Source organism: Polynucleobacter necessarius (assembly GCF_900096765.1).
In the GTDB taxonomy this organism is placed as follows: Bacteria; Pseudomonadota; Gammaproteobacteria; order Burkholderiales; family Burkholderiaceae; genus Polynucleobacter; species Polynucleobacter necessarius_F.
Genome location: NZ_LT615228.1, coordinates 720,814 through 735,785, shown reverse-complemented (window position 1 = coordinate 735,785; position 14,972 = coordinate 720,814). Strand labels below are relative to the sequence as shown.

Here is a 14,972-nt window from a genome sequence, read left to right as displayed (position 1 = left end):
GGTGGTGATGGCATTAAAGAATCTACAATGTCCATATGATATCGAGCATGACTGGTTATGGCAGCGCTTCCCGCCAAGTCTCCCTAGGAGGGGGCGTGGTTGCTGATCTGCAGGTGGAATGTCGGGCTGTTAATAGCCGCTTTCTGGATCTGGGTTTTCGTCTTCCAGACGAGTGTCGCGGGGCTGAGCCAACACTTCGAGAAATGGCTACAGCCAGTCTCTCCCGAGGCAAAGTAGAGTTTCGAGCTGCGTGGCGCGTTAACAGCGGGGCTGCTGCTAAGCCCAACCCTCATGCCTTGGGTACCTTGAATCGAGATCGTTTAGACGCCTTGTTTACCCTTCAAGAGCAAGCTCAGGCTGCTTTTCCAACAGCAAGTCAATTGAGCATTGCGGAAGTATTACGTTGGCCTGGCCTAGTATCAGAGCCCCGTGGAGAGGAGGATGGCTGGATTCATGCAACTACTGAAGCTGCACGCGCTGCACTAGATGCGCTGATACAAACCCGCTACTCCGAGGGAAAATCCTTGGTGAGTGTTTTGACAGCTATAACTAGTAAAATGCGTGAAATCGTGAAGGCGATCGAGCCTAAGGTGCCGCAATATGTCGCCCAATACCAAGAAAAATTAACCGAACGTTTATCCGAAGCCTTGGCCGCTCAAGAGCAAGGCAGGATTTCTGGCGGTAGTGGTACTGAGCTCATGGAGCGTATTCGCCAAGAGGTCGTTCTATATGCGGTTCGTATCGATGTTGCTGAAGAGTTTGCCCGTTTAAAGACGCATTTACAGGCGGTTGATACTGCTCTGGCAGGAAAGGGGCCTGTAGGAAAGCGCTTAGACTTTCTGATGCAAGAGCTCAATCGTGAGGCAAATACATTAAGCTCTAAATCAGTTTCGGAGGAATGTACTCAGGCCGCATTAGAACTTAAGCTCTTGATTGAACAAATGCGCGAGCAGGTTCAAAATTTAGAGTAAAACATGCAACGAATTGATGACTAGTTCCAACCTAACTCCCTCGTATCAAGGCAGCATGCTGATGATTGTGGCGCCATCTGGTGCTGGTAAATCATCCTTAGTCAATGCATTGTTAAAAGATGATGCGGGACTCAAGTTATCTCTATCAACCACCACGCGTGCCCCAAGACCTGGCGAGGTTGATGGCAAGGATTATCGCTTTGCAAGTAAAGAAGAATTTATTGCCGAGCGTGATCAAGGTCATTTTTTAGAGTGGGCGCAAGTGCACGGACATTTTTACGGCACCTCAAAACCTTGGATCGAAGCGCAGATGCAAGCCGGTAGTGATGTCATCCTAGAAATCGATTGGCAGGGCGCACAACAAATTCGTAAACTGATTCCTTCGGTTCAATGGATCTTCATTTTTCCGCCATCTATGGAGGCTTTGGAGGAGCGTTTGCGCAAGCGTGGTCAAGATGATGAAGAGACCATTCAGAAGCGCCTAGCCGCCGCCCATGTCGAGCTCATGCATGCCCATGAAGCTGACTACATTGTGGTGAATGACTCTTTCGATCAGACTTTAATTGATCTCAGGCATATTTTGGCCTCTAGTCGCCTGCGTTCTGGGCCTAGTATGGCCAGAAATCCAGCTCTTTTGAGGCGCCTTGGGGTCTAATCAGTTATCCTGTAGGTATTGAAGCTAAATTTAAGTGAGTTCAGCATGGCCCGTATTACTGTAGAAGATTGTCTTAAAACTATTCCAAATCGTTTTGAACTGGTATTGGCAGCAACTTATCGCGCTCGTCAATTGGTTCAAGGTTACTCCCCACGTGTTGAGTCTAGAGATAAAGCCACTGTTGTTGCTTTGCGTGAAGTTGCGGCTGGCGTGACTGATCGTGACATGTTGACCAAAGTTCCTCTGTAATACAGGAGTTCCGGTGTGGAGCTCTCTTCAGGAACGACCAAAACATTGGAAGCAGTAGGGGGAGGCTCGCCAAAAGAGGCTCCCAAAGAAAGACTGCAATCAGAAGATCGTGCTGATTTACTTGATCTTCCATCACATACCCGCACACAAAGCAGTAAAAAATCGATTATTGCAAGCATTCTTGCGCAATCGAGTCGGCATTTGTTTGGCCCAACTTCTGCGCCCACTCTTCCCTTAAAGCACCAGGTTGTCTCAATCGAAGGTTTGTTATCCAAGTTGTCTTATCTCAAGCCAGTTGAGGTTACACAAATCAAAAAAGCTTTTCAATTTGCTGATGCCGCGCATCTAGGCCAATACCGCCATAGCGGAGAGCCTTACATTACCCATCCAGTATCGGTTGCTGAGCTCTGTGCAACCTGGCGTTTAGATGCGCCATCGATCATGGCAGCACTACTGCATGATGTCATTGAGGACACGGGATGCACTAAGGCTGATTTAGTAGAAAAGTTTGGCAATAAAGTGGCTGAGTTAGTTGAAGGTCTCACCAAGCTCGATAAACTAGAGTTTCAGAGTCACGCTGAAGCGCAGGCGGAAAGTTTTCGCAAAATGTTTATGGCGATGGCGCGTGATGTGCGCGTCATTTTGGTCAAGCTAGCGGACCGCACTCATAATATGCGAACTCTTGATGCCGTGCCGATGGAAAAGCGTCGCAGGGTAGCTGCAGAGACGATTGAGATTTACGCTCCAATTGCCTATCGCTTGGGTCTTAATGTGATTTATCGTGATTTGCAGGACCTGAGTTTTCGTTATTCGATGCCAATGCGTTTTCGAGTGATCGAGGGAGCGGTAAAGCGCGCTCGAGGTAATCGCAAGGAGATGGTTGAAAAGATTTTACAGGCCTCTCGAATGGCTTTTGCAAAAGCCAATTTAGAAGTTGACCTTCGTGGCCGCGAAAAAACTCTCTACAGTATTTACAACAAAATGCGCGCTAAGCATTTGAGTTTTTCTCAAGTATTAGACGTCTATGCATTCCGTGTAACCGTTAGTAGCATTGATGAGTGCTATCGTGCGTTGGGTATTTTGCACTCCTTGTATAAGCCGATGCCTGGCAAGTTCAAGGATTACATTGCCATTCCCAAGCTCAATGGGTATCAATCACTACACACAACCTTGTTGGGTCCATCTGGTGTACCAGTAGAATTTCAGATTCGCACAACGGATATGCATGCGGTTGCCGAGGCAGGTGTGGCAGCGCACTGGGCTTATAAAGACGGCTCACCCGATATGAGTGAAGTGCAAAATCGTGCGCACCAATGGTTGCAATCATTGATTGATATACAAGATAGTAGCGGTGACTCTCAAGAATTCTTAGAACACGTCAAGATTGATTTATTCCCAGATGCAGTCTACGTCTTTACTCCAAAAGGGCACATTCGTGCTCTACCTCGTGGGGCTACTGCGCTTGATTTTGCATACTCGATTCACAGTGATTTAGGGAACACCTGTGTTGCCGTGAAAATTAATGGTTTGCAATTGCCACTTCGAAGCGAGCTCAAGAATGGTGACATTATTGAGGTCATCAATTCAGCTAATTCTCAGCCAAATCCGGGTTGGCTTGCGTTTGTACGCACCGGTAAGGCCCGCGCATCTATTCGGCACTCTCTCAAAACCAAGCACTATTCCGAGTCCCTGCAATTGGGTGAGCGTTTGTTGGTAAATAGTTTGCGCCAGCAGGGGGTTGATGCAGCCTTGCTCACTCCAGAGATTTGGGAAAAGCTCATGCATTGGACCGGCGATAAGACCCGTGAAGAGGCATGTGTCAATATTGCCTTGGGTCGTCGTTCTCCACAAGAATTGGCTATCCGTCTAAAAATCTTGATCGACGATGAGGGTGGTGCTGAGCAAATGCGTTTAGGTGCCAGTGATTGGGTAACTCCAAATCAAGAAGCGCATCATCACCAACGTCAGGCCATATTAGTAGATGGGCGCGAAGGTAATTCGATTAGTTTTCAATCCTGCTGTCACCCCATACCTGGGGACAACATTATTGGCTATCTTGGCAAGGGCGAGGGCCTGCAGGTACATACCAACGATTGTCCAATTGCTTTGCGGATGCTGTCAAAAGATAATGACAAGTGGGTGGAGGTCGAGTGGGGTGGAGATATTCACCGTGAATTTGAGGTTGATTTGGCGATTGATACCCGTCAAGGCAAAGGAGTATTGGCTCGGGTTGCAAGTAGTGTGACTTCGGCCGATTCCAATATCATGAACGTGTCGATGGAAGACCGTTTTAAGGAAGATTCCGTCACCATTCGCTTTACCATTCAAGTCTATGACCGACTGCATTTATCTAAGGTCATGCGAAGCTTGAGAGCCAATCCAGATGTGATGCGGGTGACCCGCACTCGCGCTCTGTAAGGAAATAATACTCAGAAGCAAGAAGACTCAGAGATTTATCGGTATTGAACGTCCAGGATTTCAATTTCAGTAGGACCGGTTGGCGTTTGAATGAATACGCAGTCCCCAAGCCTGGCTTTAATCAAGGCCTTAGCGATTGGCGAAATCCAGCTGACGCGCCCCTGATCTAGGTCAACCTCATCGACCCCAACAATGGTGATGATGGTTTCTTTGCCAGCTTCTTTGCCTGATTGAGGTGAGTAAGTGACTGTGGCTCCAAAAAAGATCTGCTCAGAGTCGGCATCCCCCGATTTGCGGGCCAAATTATCAAATACTACAGCAAATTCCAGGCGTTTGTTCAGGAAGCGGATACGCCGATCGATCTCCCTCAAACGCTTTTTTCCATAGATATAGTCCCCATTTTCCGATCGGTCGCCGTTACTAGCGGCCCAGTGAACAACCTTGACAACCTCCGGTCTATCAAGGTTTAAGAGCTGTAGTAGCTCGTTTTTGATGCGCTCATGTCCAGTGGGTGTGATGTAGTTCTTCTCTTCCATGGCATAATTATGGCTGTTGCGGCTGTAGCTCAGCTGGATAGAGTACTTGGCTACGAACCAAGGGGTCGTGGGTTCAATTCCTGCCAGCCGCACCATCTTATATAGGGCCTAGTTGAAAAACTGGGCCCTTTTCCGTATTTCACAAGCATTTCTTATGGATACCTTATAGTTTGCCTATGAGCACTTCTGAAGCCATGATTACGTCTGACCAAGCATCAAACCCTTCCGTAGCGGTTTGGTCTCAGATCGATGCTACCAATGCCAAAGTCGTTTTAACGGGCGTAGTGAATGTGTATTCCCTTGGCGGAGTTTGGACACAAATTCGTGATTCACAAAATGCTTGGCTTTCAAAATTATCGCCCAATGACTCTAAAATAGCTTCCCTCATATTTGATGCCTCTCAAGTAAAATATCTAGATGGTTCAGGTATTGCTTTTCTGATTGGTGTTGAGCAAGCGCAGCAAAAGGTAGGCGGAAAATTTGAGATTGTCGGGCTCAATGAACGCTATCAGCCTTTGATTTAATCCGATTACCAATTTATTCCCTGTTCCTATTCCTAAACCCAAACGGAGTTTTGTGGTTAGCACGGGAATGGCCGCCCAAAATCTATTGGATGATATGAAGGGTCTGATTACCTTCGTAGGTCATTTAAGTGATGATTTATTTTGGTCGGTTCGCAATCCCAAGCAAGTTCGTTGGGGAGACTTTGTCAATGCTGCAGTAGAGGCGGGTATAGCGGCCTTACCAATTGTGGGTTTGGTGGCCTTCTTGATTGGTGTGATTTTGTCCTTTCAGGCGGCCATTGGTATGCAGCAATTTGGCGCCACCTCTTATGTTGGACCACTCGCAGCCTTGGGGATCGTACGTGAAATGGGGCCTTTGATTACTGCTATTTTGTTGGCAGGTCGTTCATCTGCAGCTTTTGCAGCAGAAATTGGCACGATGACAGTCAATAGCGAAGTAGATGCACTGGTTTCTGGTGGTTTAAGCCCAATTCGTTTTCTGGTTGTGCCCAGAGTCCTCGCAGGTATTTTGGTTGCTCCTATTTTGACCTTATTTGCTGATATCGTGAGCATCATTGCATCGATGTGCACTATGTTGATCTACGGCATTCCTTTTGTAAATTTTTATAACGGTATGCTCAATGCGGTTGATATTGAAGATATTTGCTCTGGCTTAATTAAGGCAACCTTATTTGGTGTTGTGGTATCGGCGATGGGATGTTTACGCGGTATGCAAACGGGTACTGGCGCTGCTGCAGTTGGCATCTCTGCCACACGTGCAGTGGTGAGCAGCATCGTGATGATTGTGGTGGTTGATGGCATCTTTGCCTTCATCTCTTACAAGACAGGTTTTTGATGAATACACTGGTTAACCCGAACACGCCAGCCAACCCTACTTACGCTATTGAGGTGCAAAACCTCACGATTGGTTATGGCTCTAATGTGTTGATGCAGAACTTAAACTTTACTGTCACTAATGGTGAGATCTTTGTGATCTTAGGAGGATCTGGTTGTGGTAAATCCAGTTTACTGAAAAACCTCTTTGGTCTATACCAACCATTAGCAGGTGATGTATTGATTGAAGGTCGAAACATTACAGCGGCACAAGGTGCTCAGCGCCAAAAGATTATGACTAGTTTTGGCGTGATGTATCAGCAGGGCGCATTATTTGGTTCAATGAACCTGCTCGATAACGTCACGCTGTTTATGCAGGAATATACCCAGCTAACGCAAGACCAAATGGATTTATTGGCTCGTTGCAAGCTTGATTTAGTAGGGCTATTGCCTTATGAGTCATATATGCCTAGCGACATCAGCGGTGGTATGCAAAAGCGCGCTGCGATTGCTCGGGCTATGGCTTTGGATCCGAAGATTTTATTTTTAGATGAACCCTCGGCGGGTTTGGATCCTATTACCTCGGCAGATTTAGATCAAACTATCCTGGACTTATTAAAGAATCTGGGGATTACCTTTGTAATTGTTTCGCATGAGCTCGCCAGTATTTATGCCATTGCAGATAAGGTCATTATGTTAGATAAGACCGCTAAGGGCATTATCGCCGAGGGTGATCCCAAGGTGTTGCGTGACACTAGTACGGACCCACGAGTTCATCAATTCTTTAATCGCATCATGAGTAAGGACGTAGCATGAGTAATAACTCTAATCCCAATTACTTTCGACTAGGTGCTTTTGTGCTTGCTGCAATCGGGGTATTGATTGCGATCATCCTGATTTTTGGATCTGGCCAACTGTTCAAAAAATCATTCTATGTCGAGACTTACATTAAACAATCCGTAACCGGTCTTGATGTTGGCGCAGCCGTTCGTTTTAGGGGGGTAAAAATTGGTCAAGTGAGTATGATTGGTCTTTCTGGGGATATCTATGAGAAAGACAGGCCCTTTGACCATCGTCGCCAATATGTTGTGGTGCGTATGCAGATTTTTGGGGACCAAGTCAATCAAAAACAGATCGAGGATTTTGTGCACAACAACTTGCGTGCACGTGTAAAGTCCATAGGCATCACTGGCGTAAATTACATTGAGTTCGATTTCAGCGGTCCAAGCTCAATACAAGACTATCCTCCACTGCCATTTTCTTGGACTCCTGAATATCCAGTGATTCCATTCTTGCCCAATCAGGCTGATGAAATCATTTCTGGTATTCAAAAATTTATTTCATCGATTAATAATGCGGACCTTGAGAATACGCAGAAAAAATTTGATGCGCTCTTATCAAACCTAAACCTTTTAATGTCTGGGGATGGCAAAGATAATCAAGGTTTGGTGCGATCTGTTAAAGATATGAATATCATCCTAGAGAGAATTGCTAAGGTTACGGATAAAGATGAGTTGAGTATTCTCATGCGAGAGTTGGTTGGTACTATGGTTGCATTGCGCCAAACCATGACTAGCATTCAAGGTGATACGAGTTTGACTATTGAGAACCTTAAGCAAACCAGCGAGCAATTGAATGAATTCTCGCGCATAGCAAGTCAATCACCTTCGAGTCTCATTTGGAGTGCGCCACCACTCAAGATTACGCCACCTATGAATGGCTCAGGCGAACAGTCGGGAGCTAGCAAATGAAAAAATATTTAATATCCCTCGCTTTTTTGCTTGGCCTGGCAGCTTGTTCCTTGCCAACCCGTGGACCAGTAACGCCAACGAGTTGGATGGTTGCACCTGAGCGAACAGGAGCCCCACGCAAACAGTTGTGTGAGTTGTGGCTCAAGATTGGTGCTGTTTCAGTTGCCGCACCTTATGACGGCAAATCCTTGGTTTACCGCTTAGGTGATCAGCGCTTTGAGAAAGACTTTTACAACGTTTACGCCACGATTCCGGCGGAGATGATTGGAAACGCAGAGCGCCAATGGATAAATCAATCCAATATCTTTGCTGCAGCCATGGGTCAGGGCAATAGTTTCTTTCCGTTCTATACCCTGCAAGCTACCGTGAACGAGTTTTATGGTGATTACCGGGTCAAACCAGAGGCTGTTGTCAGTGTTGAGTTTTTCTTGAGCGTTACCAATGGCGGCAAGGTTAATCCCTTAATTGGTGCAAACCGTTATACCAAGCGTATTGCCCTTAAAGACAATACTCCTGAGGCGCTTGTTTTGGGTCAGCAGCAAGCCCTTGCTGATATTTTCAAGGAATATGAAGAGCAGCTGAATAAATATGCTGCGCATTTACCAAAGCCTTTGGGGCAATAAATTCATGAATTTTCGATTAGCACGTCATTTGGGTTTGCAGATTGTTTCTGCCTGTTTCTTCGCGCTTGGCATGACCGCTTCCTTTGGTGCAACTGCAGATGCTTTCCCCACAAAACCAATTCGTCTGATTGTTCCTTTTGCGCCAGGCGGTAGTACTGACATCATCGCGCGTGCTGTGGGTGATGCTCTTGGAAGGCAATTAGGTCAACCAGTCATTGTTGAAAATAAGGCGGGTGGAGGCGGCTCTGTTGGTGCTCTAGAGGTGATGCGGGCACCCAAAGATGGATATACCATTGGCATGGCTACTGTTTCTACTACAGCAGCGAACCCGGCAATCAATTCAAGGATTGGTTATGATCCGCTTGCCGATTTCACGGCCATCAGCAATATTGCCGCCACACCAAACATTATTGCTGTTAATCCTGCTTTTCCTGCAAAAGACTTCAAAACCTTTTTAGCAGCGCTAAAAGCAAACCCCGGTAAATACTCGTACTCAAGCTCTGGCACTGGCGGAATCGGCCATATGCAGATGGAGCTATTTAAGTCTTTGGCTGGTGTCTACATCGTTCACATTCCCTATCGCGGTGCCGGACCTGCATTGGCTGATACTGTGGGCGGTCAAGTCTCGATGATCTTTGATAATCTACCTTCATCCCTGCCATTTATCAAAGATGGAAAATTGGTGCCTATCGTGATCGCCGCACCCAAACGTCTTGCTCAGTTGCCAAATGTGCCAACATTTTCAGAAGTAGGGCTTGCGCCTGTCAATCGAATGGCTTATTACGGACTCTTAGGGCCGGCAGGCCTTCCTAAGGATGTGGTCGATAAATACTATGCTGCACTCCAAAAAGTGATTACTGATCCAGCAGTAAAAAAGCGTATTGAGGAAACCGGCTCGTTGATTAACGTCAATGGCCCAGAGGCATTTTCTAAAGAGATCAAGGCGGAGTACACCGTATATAAAGAGGTGGTAGCCAAGCAGAAGTTACAGCTTGATTAAGTGGTAAAAATAAATCGAATCAGTTTGAATTCGAATACACAAAAAATTTGGGGACGATATGGATTTAGGAATTCAGGGCAAGGTTGCTTTAGTGATGGCATCAAGTCGTGGCTTAGGTCAAGCAATGGCCGTTTCATTGGCGCGAGAGGGTGTCAAAGTCGCGGTAACTGGTCGCAATCCAGAGGGCTTAAAGCAATCGCTTGAGCTGATTCAAGCTGCTGGTGGACAAGGAATGGTCCTGAACTGGGATCTAGCCGATTTAAGTGTGATTGATGGATTGGTATCGCAAGTTGAAAATACCCTCGGACCAATAGATATCCTGATCAACAATACGGGCGGCCCTTTGCCAACTCCTGCTGCAGGTCAGGACCCAGCACTTTGGCAAAAGAGTTTTAATGACATGGTGCTTTCATTAATTGCCATTACCGATCGTGTTTTGCCCGGTATGCGTCAGCGTAAATGGGACCGCATTATTACCAGCACCACCTCCGGCGCAATTGCCCCAATCAAAAACTTAGCCATCTCCAATACGCTACGGGCTGCTTTATTAGCTTGGTCTAAAACACTATCTGCTGAGGTGGCTTCAGAGGGTGTTACGGTAAATGTGATCATGCCAGGCAGAATTGCTACTGATCGACTGCGTCAATTAGATGAAGCGCGTGCCAATCGCGAAGGCACTACTTATGAAGCTGTGGTTAAGGCAAGTTTAGGTCAAATACCCATGGGGCGCTATGGTGATCCCAGGGAATATGGTGATGCTGCAGCTTTCTTAGCTAGTCAAAATGCATCTTTCATCACTGGTACCATCATGCGGATTGATGGCGGTCAGATACAGGCGATTTGATATCTCATTTCTGTAGCCTCTTTCGGGAATTAAGACAAGACCTGCGGTCTAAAGAGCTGAGGTTTTTATTATTTGCTCTCGTTTTGTCGGTAGCTGCACTAACGAGTGTTAGCTTTCTGGCGGATCGCTTGCATTGCGCATTTGAGTTTGATGCCCGTCAGCTGATTGCTGCCGATTTACTGATTGCAGCAGACCAAGCACTTCCAGAAGCTTTTATTCAAGAGGCTGAGCTTCGAGGTCTGCAGATTGCTCAAACCATCGTCTTTCCGAGTATGGCAAGCACAGAGTCATCTAGCAAACTTGCCTCAATCAAAGCGGTCAGTGCGACCTATCCCTTGCGCGGTCAACTGACCATTAAGCAAAGTCCCGCAAGCGCATCACCTTTACTAAAGGGGCCAAAGAGTGGCACCGTTTGGGTAGAACCTGCTTTATTAAATAACTTGGATACTCAAGCAGGTCAAATGTTGCGCTTGGGCGATCGACAGTTTGTCATTGCTGGAGTGATCACGCAAGAAATTGATCGAGGAGCAGGGTTTATGAATTTTGCTCCTCGCATCATGATGTCATTGGATGATTTGCCATCCACGGGATTAATTGGCTTGGGTAGCAGAGTGACTTATCGTCTTCTACTAGCTGGTGATGATGCTCAAGTGAAGTCTTATCAGTTATGGCTCATGCAAGAAATAGACTCAAAGTCTATGCGTGGCATTCGTGTAGAGACACTAGAAACTGCCCAGCCGACTATGCGTAAGACTTTGGATAAGGCGGAACAGTTTCTTTCCTTAGTTTCTTTATTAACAGCCATGATTGCAGCGGTTGCAATTGGTCTGTCTGCTCATCGCTATATGCAAAAGCAAGCGGATGTCTGTGCGGTACTGAAGTGCTTTGGCGCTACCAGAGCCGTCATTCTGCGAAAGCAAATGAAAACCCTGGTATCTCTTGGTTTGATCGCCACTCTGCTCGGCGCATTGCTCGCCTACCTTGCGCAAAATATCTTGACGGTTGTATTAGGCAGTTTGCTGCTAGCGAATTTGCCTGACGTATCAGTTGAGCCTATTTTGTGGAGCGCTTTATTTGCTTGGATACTATTAATTGGCTTTGCCAGTTATCCGCTGACTGCCTTAATTCAGGTTTCACCCATTCGGTTGATCCGCAAAGAGTTTGAGGTCAATCGCCTGACCTTATTTTGGATTTTGTTTTTGGGTTTGGGCTCTTGCAGTGCGCTGATTTGGATTGCTGCGCGCGACTGGAAGTTGGCTTTATGGGTAGCCATCAGTTGCACTGCCTCGATTGCTGCCTTTGCAGCAATATCTTATCTAGTTCTTTGGATCACTAGTAAGCTGACTTTTCAAGATTTTGCAGGGCGCTTTGCAGTGATTGCGATTGGTCGCCGCCCAGGATTTGCCATACTGCAAATTACGGCCTTGGGAGTTGCCATCATGGCACTTTTAATGATTCTTATATTGCGTCAAGATTTATTGAAGGCTTGGCAAGCTAATATTCCAGCCGATGCCCCCAATCGATTCATGATCAATATTCAAGAGGATCAGAAGGGGGCAATTAGCAAATTATTGGAATCTCGGGCAATCGCCACCCCCCATTTTTATCCCATGGTGAGAGGGCGTTTAATTCAGGTTAATGGGAGCGATGTTTCGCCTGCAGATTATGCAGAAGAAAACGCGAAGCGACTGTTGGATAGAGAGTTCAATCTTTCCTACACGAATGAGTTGCCACAGAGCAACCAAGTTGTTTCGGGTAAGTGGATTGAAGGAGATACCCCGCAGATTTCGATTGAGACAGGCATTGCCAAAACCTTGCGACTGAAACAGGGCGACATGCTGACATTCGAGGTGGCAGGGGAGCAGATTAGCGCCCCAATTACTTCCTTGCGCCAAATCCAAGAAGTGCTTGATAAATTATCTGGTGCATTGGGGCTCTTGTTTGCTTTTACGATTGTGGCAGCCATTTTGGTGTTATTGGCAGCGCTTTCTGCTACCCAGGATGTGCGCTACCGTAATGCAGCCTTGCTTAAGGCCATGGGTGCTTCAAGAGCGCCGTCTTGGCTCGCATAGCGACAGTTGAGCTATTGATCATTGGATCGGTTGCAGGTTTACTAGCGGGTATATCTGCGGGTGTTGGTGCTTGGGCTTTGGGTCGCTATGTGATGGAGATTGAATTTAATGCATTTGCTCAATCGATCATTATGGGGCTAGGTATTGGTATTGCCGCCACGTTAGTTTCTGGCTACCACTTTTTAAATGGCATTCAAAATGCCACTGCCATTGAATGCCTACGAGAGATATAAAACGACCCTATTTGCTTTAGGCAAACTACGAGAGTGTCACGAGATGTTTGGGTAGTTCGACTAAGCGCGTACCTGCAAAACGATCTGGCAAGCTTTGACGTTCAATGGTATTTCGACGATCTAGATAAATGCTCAAGGGCCAAATGAAAAGGGCTACAGTAAATAACATTTCAATGATTTGCCATTTTTCTAAATGAAATGCCCATTGAATTAAAATGCAAGGAATGATCCACAATGAACCGTAGACATAGCGCCATAAAGCTTGTTTTTTGTTCACATTAAAACCATCCCTACCTATCATGCGAACACGCCAAGTTTGCATTGCTAAGGTTTGGCCTGATTTAGTCCAGTACCAGACAAAATAGAATCCCAGAACGAGATATAGATACAGAAATGTGAGCCAGCTTGGTAAGGAGGTATTGAAAAGCATTCCCAGCAGGAGATTGGGAACCAGAAAAGTCAGGGCAATCACACCGAGTAAAACTAACTGTTCATACAGGCAGCAAGAAACGCGTCGCCAAAATCGTGGCGAAGGTAATGCATTTAATTCAGAAGGCGTCATCAATCTGCTTATGGAGATTCTGAACTGCTTGCAGCAGCTGGCGCCTCAGGGGGCAAGCTTCTGGGCTTTGGCGCAAGGGGCGGGGGCGTCGTATTCTGCTTGATAGCATGTTGAGCAAGAGTGGGGGCGTTAATTGCGTGCGGCTTTTTCTTGGCCTCCATCTCGGCTAATTTCTTTTTCTGCTCATCGCTGAGTTTTTGATACGCACTCCAAGCTTCAGCCTTTTTCTCGGCAGGAAATTTAAGGCTGCTCAGATAGTTTTCTCTAGCAATACGACGATCTTTTTGGGAGAGGTTAGACCAGCTGGTCATGCGTGATTGCAAGCGCTCTTGGTCTTGAGTGCTCATCTTGGGATAGATGTTCGATACATGAATCCATTTTTTACGGCTATCGGGAAGCATGTAGTCCCAATCGCCTTTTAGTGGAGCCAAAATTTGTTGCTGAGTTGCGCTCAGGTTTTCCCAAGTTCCATCTGGCTTTTTTTCGGGAATGGCCGTTGTTTTTCCATGTGCGGGACCACTGCCAGTTTGCGCCTTGCTAATTGAGGCAATGCTTGAGCAGGCGAGAACAAGCGACACCAATATGGCGTTGACAGAAAACGGCTTAACCATTTCTCTCATGAAATTGGGTGCTTAATTGCTTGGTGATAAATCGCTTGTGCTGTCACCAGAATCAGACTGGGGGCCATTTTTCAAGAAAGCCATAAATCCACTATCAGCATAAGCATCTGGTGGAACATCGTCTGTTAGGAGAGTGGCATCGACTTCGGCAATATCATTAATGCGAGAGTTGTCTTGCCATTGAGCAATGCCAATCAATCCAAATACCAGCACGACCAATGGAGCAACCCATCCAACAGTATCCCAACGTCCATTGGTGCCAGACGACCAGTTTGCTGCTGTGCTAGCAAATACAGGCTGATGAGCACGAACTTTTTCAACTTTTCGTACAGAAAGTGCTTTGAGTCGAGCAGCGTGAAGCCGGTTTTTGATATTGGCAGGCAAGTTTTGGGCTCCCAAGCTCAATAGGACGGCGCTGGCATGACCAAATTGGTCTGACTGGGACTGGTTTAGTGGCTCATCGCGGTATTTCACAGGGTAATTCCTTTTAATTTCAGTGCTTTAGCTAAGGTTTGTGATGCTCTAGAACAATGTGTTTTGACACTGCCTTCGCTACAACCCATCGCTTTGGCAGTATCAGGGCAGTATCAGTAATGCTTAGCTCATCCCAATAACGCATCAGGAAGGCTTCTCGTTGACGTACAGGTAATTTCTCTATTTCTGACTCCAAAGCCTGTAAAAGCTGACTTTGTTCTAGTTTTTGTGACCCATCTTGGTGAATTTCACTATCATCTGGCGCAGAAAGTGACTCTAAAGGGTCAAAATCTTCGGTTTCGTCTGTTTTCTTGCCCATGCTCGAAAATAGGGTGACCCAGGCGTTCCGGACTTTTTGGCGACGAAACCAGTCATGAATTCGGTTTTGCAGGATTCGAGTAAAAACCAAGGGCAGCTCACTTGCAGGCCTATCCCCGTATTTCTCAGCCAACTTGATCATGGCATCTTGAGCAATATCCAACGCAGCATCATCATCACGCACGGCGTAAACAGCCTGCTTGAATGCGCGCTGCTCAATGCTGCTCAGAAAGTCAGATAGTTCTTGGGCTGATGCCATGCAGTCGATTACACCCGAATCGGTAAGAATTGGGCTATTTTAGGGGATTG

General features: G+C 46.5%; 17 protein-coding genes, 1 tRNA gene and 1 pseudogene. 14 read left to right on the top strand and 5 right to left on the bottom strand.

The window, feature by feature from the left end; genetic code table 11:
• Positions 1–35 precede the first annotated feature (35 nt).
• The 4 genes from DXE33_RS03835 to DXE33_RS03820 are packed head-to-tail and all read left to right on the top strand — an operon-like array spanning position 36 to position 4,293.
• The gene (locus DXE33_RS03835) at positions 36–971 is read left to right on the top strand and encodes a YicC/YloC family endoribonuclease (protein WP_114638688.1); all 936 of its coding nucleotides are present in this window, start codon (positions 36–38) and stop codon (positions 969–971) included.
• 16 nt (positions 972–987) lie between these two features.
• Positions 988–1,626, top strand: a complete 639-nt coding sequence (gene gmk / locus DXE33_RS03830; protein WP_114638687.1) for a guanylate kinase — start codon at positions 988–990, stop codon at positions 1,624–1,626.
• Positions 1,627–1,671: 45 nt separating this feature from the next.
• Entirely contained in the window at positions 1,672–1,875 is a 204-nt protein-coding gene (gene rpoZ, locus DXE33_RS03825; protein WP_114638686.1) for a DNA-directed RNA polymerase subunit omega, read from the top strand.
• 15 nt (positions 1,876–1,890) lie between these two features.
• The gene (locus DXE33_RS03820) at positions 1,891–4,293 is read left to right on the top strand and encodes a RelA/SpoT family protein (protein ID WP_114638685.1); all 2,403 of its coding nucleotides are present in this window, start codon (positions 1,891–1,893) and stop codon (positions 4,291–4,293) included.
• Between the two features lie 35 nt (positions 4,294–4,328).
• On the opposite strand, the gene greB is transcribed toward DXE33_RS03820, so the two are convergent.
• Complete coding sequence (gene greB, locus DXE33_RS03815; protein WP_114638684.1) at positions 4,329–4,829, bottom strand: transcription elongation factor GreB; 501 nt, start codon at positions 4,827–4,829, stop codon at positions 4,329–4,331.
• Positions 4,830–4,847: 18 nt separating this feature from the next.
• Between greB and DXE33_RS03810 the strand changes: the two genes are divergently transcribed.
• The 10 genes from DXE33_RS03810 (at position 4,848) to DXE33_RS09770 (ending at position 12,689) form a co-directional block, all read left to right on the top strand.
• Positions 4,848–4,924 (top strand) — tRNA-Arg (locus DXE33_RS03810).
• Between the two features lie 81 nt (positions 4,925–5,005).
• Complete coding sequence (locus DXE33_RS09780) at positions 5,006–5,353, top strand: STAS domain-containing protein (RefSeq protein WP_197711988.1); 348 nt, start codon at positions 5,006–5,008, stop codon at positions 5,351–5,353.
• Positions 5,354–5,420: 67 nt separating this feature from the next.
• Positions 5,421–6,188, top strand: a complete 768-nt coding sequence (locus DXE33_RS09775; protein WP_197711987.1) for an MlaE family ABC transporter permease — start codon at positions 5,421–5,423, stop codon at positions 6,186–6,188.
• Entirely contained in the window at positions 6,188–6,982 is a 795-nt protein-coding gene (locus DXE33_RS03800) for an ABC transporter ATP-binding protein (protein ID WP_114638683.1), read from the top strand. Before DXE33_RS09775 ends, DXE33_RS03800 begins: the two co-directional genes overlap by 1 nt.
• Positions 6,979–7,917, top strand: a complete 939-nt coding sequence (locus tag DXE33_RS03795; RefSeq protein ID WP_114638682.1) for an MlaD family protein — start codon at positions 6,979–6,981, stop codon at positions 7,915–7,917. Before DXE33_RS03800 ends, DXE33_RS03795 begins: the two co-directional genes overlap by 4 nt.
• Positions 7,914–8,540 (top strand): PqiC family protein, encoded by a 627-nt coding sequence (locus tag DXE33_RS03790; protein WP_114638681.1) that lies wholly within the window; start codon positions 7,914–7,916, stop codon positions 8,538–8,540. The genes DXE33_RS03795 and DXE33_RS03790 overlap by 4 nt, the downstream gene beginning before the upstream one ends.
• A 70-nt stretch (positions 8,541–8,610) precedes the next feature.
• On the top strand, positions 8,611–9,540 hold the full coding sequence (locus tag DXE33_RS03785) for a tripartite tricarboxylate transporter substrate binding protein BugE (protein WP_231970479.1): 930 nt from the start codon (positions 8,611–8,613) through the stop codon (positions 9,538–9,540).
• Between the two features lie 58 nt (positions 9,541–9,598).
• Positions 9,599–10,384 (top strand): SDR family oxidoreductase, encoded by a 786-nt coding sequence (locus DXE33_RS03780; RefSeq protein WP_114638680.1) that lies wholly within the window; start codon positions 9,599–9,601, stop codon positions 10,382–10,384.
• Between the two features lie 83 nt (positions 10,385–10,467).
• Positions 10,468–12,456: an ABC transporter permease gene (locus tag DXE33_RS03775; RefSeq protein ID WP_197711986.1), complete on the top strand. Its 1,989-nt coding sequence runs from the start codon at positions 10,468–10,470 to the stop codon at positions 12,454–12,456.
• Positions 12,444–12,689 carry a hypothetical protein gene (locus DXE33_RS09770; RefSeq protein WP_197711985.1) on the top strand — a complete coding sequence of 82 codons (246 nt, stop codon included), beginning with the start codon at positions 12,444–12,446 and terminating at the stop codon, positions 12,687–12,689. The genes DXE33_RS03775 and DXE33_RS09770 overlap by 13 nt, the downstream gene beginning before the upstream one ends.
• Positions 12,690–12,714: 25 nt before the next feature.
• Here the strand turns inward: DXE33_RS09770 and DXE33_RS03770 are convergent, their stop codons facing one another.
• The 4 genes and pseudogenes from DXE33_RS03770 to DXE33_RS03755 form a co-directional block, all read right to left on the bottom strand.
• Complete coding sequence (locus tag DXE33_RS03770) at positions 12,715–13,251, bottom strand: RDD family protein (protein ID WP_114638679.1); 537 nt, start codon at positions 13,249–13,251, stop codon at positions 12,715–12,717.
• Between the two features lie 8 nt (positions 13,252–13,259).
• Complete coding sequence (locus DXE33_RS03765; protein WP_114638678.1) at positions 13,260–13,871, bottom strand: DUF3106 domain-containing protein; 612 nt, start codon at positions 13,869–13,871, stop codon at positions 13,260–13,262.
• Positions 13,872–13,883: 12 nt separating this feature from the next.
• On the bottom strand, positions 13,884–14,345 hold the full coding sequence (locus DXE33_RS03760; protein ID WP_114638677.1) for a DUF3619 family protein: 462 nt from the start codon (positions 14,343–14,345) through the stop codon (positions 13,884–13,886).
• Positions 14,342–14,922: pseudogene (locus DXE33_RS03755) on the bottom strand (RNA polymerase sigma factor). Before DXE33_RS03755 ends, DXE33_RS03760 begins: the two are co-directional and overlap by 4 nt.
• Between the last annotated feature and the right edge of the window lie 50 nt (positions 14,923–14,972).

Bases quoted from the DNA above. Each gene is read 5' to 3' on its own strand.
- DXE33_RS03835 (WP_114638688.1), top strand. From the start codon at position 36: ATGATATCGAGCATGACTGGTTATGGCAGCGCTTCCCGCCAAGTCTCC.
- gmk (WP_114638687.1), top strand. From the start codon at position 988: ATGACTAGTTCCAACCTAACTCCCTCGTATCAAGGCAGCATGCTGATG.
- rpoZ (WP_114638686.1), top strand. From the start codon at position 1,672: ATGGCCCGTATTACTGTAGAAGATTGTCTTAAAACTATTCCAAATCGT.
- greB (WP_114638684.1), bottom strand. From the start codon at position 4,829: ATGGAAGAGAAGAACTACATCACACCCACTGGACATGAGCGCATCAAA.
- DXE33_RS09780 (WP_197711988.1), top strand. From the start codon at position 5,006: ATGAGCACTTCTGAAGCCATGATTACGTCTGACCAAGCATCAAACCCT.
- DXE33_RS09775 (WP_197711987.1), top strand. From the start codon at position 5,421: ATGGCCGCCCAAAATCTATTGGATGATATGAAGGGTCTGATTACCTTC.
- DXE33_RS03800 (WP_114638683.1), top strand. From the start codon at position 6,188: ATGAATACACTGGTTAACCCGAACACGCCAGCCAACCCTACTTACGCT.
- DXE33_RS03795 (WP_114638682.1), top strand. From the start codon at position 6,979: ATGAGTAATAACTCTAATCCCAATTACTTTCGACTAGGTGCTTTTGTG.
- DXE33_RS03790 (WP_114638681.1), top strand. From the start codon at position 7,914: ATGAAAAAATATTTAATATCCCTCGCTTTTTTGCTTGGCCTGGCAGCT.
- DXE33_RS03785 (WP_231970479.1), top strand. From the start codon at position 8,611: ATGACCGCTTCCTTTGGTGCAACTGCAGATGCTTTCCCCACAAAACCA.
- DXE33_RS03780 (WP_114638680.1), top strand. From the start codon at position 9,599: ATGGATTTAGGAATTCAGGGCAAGGTTGCTTTAGTGATGGCATCAAGT.
- DXE33_RS03770 (WP_114638679.1), bottom strand. From the start codon at position 13,251: ATGACGCCTTCTGAATTAAATGCATTACCTTCGCCACGATTTTGGCGA.
- DXE33_RS03765 (WP_114638678.1), bottom strand. From the start codon at position 13,871: ATGAGAGAAATGGTTAAGCCGTTTTCTGTCAACGCCATATTGGTGTCG.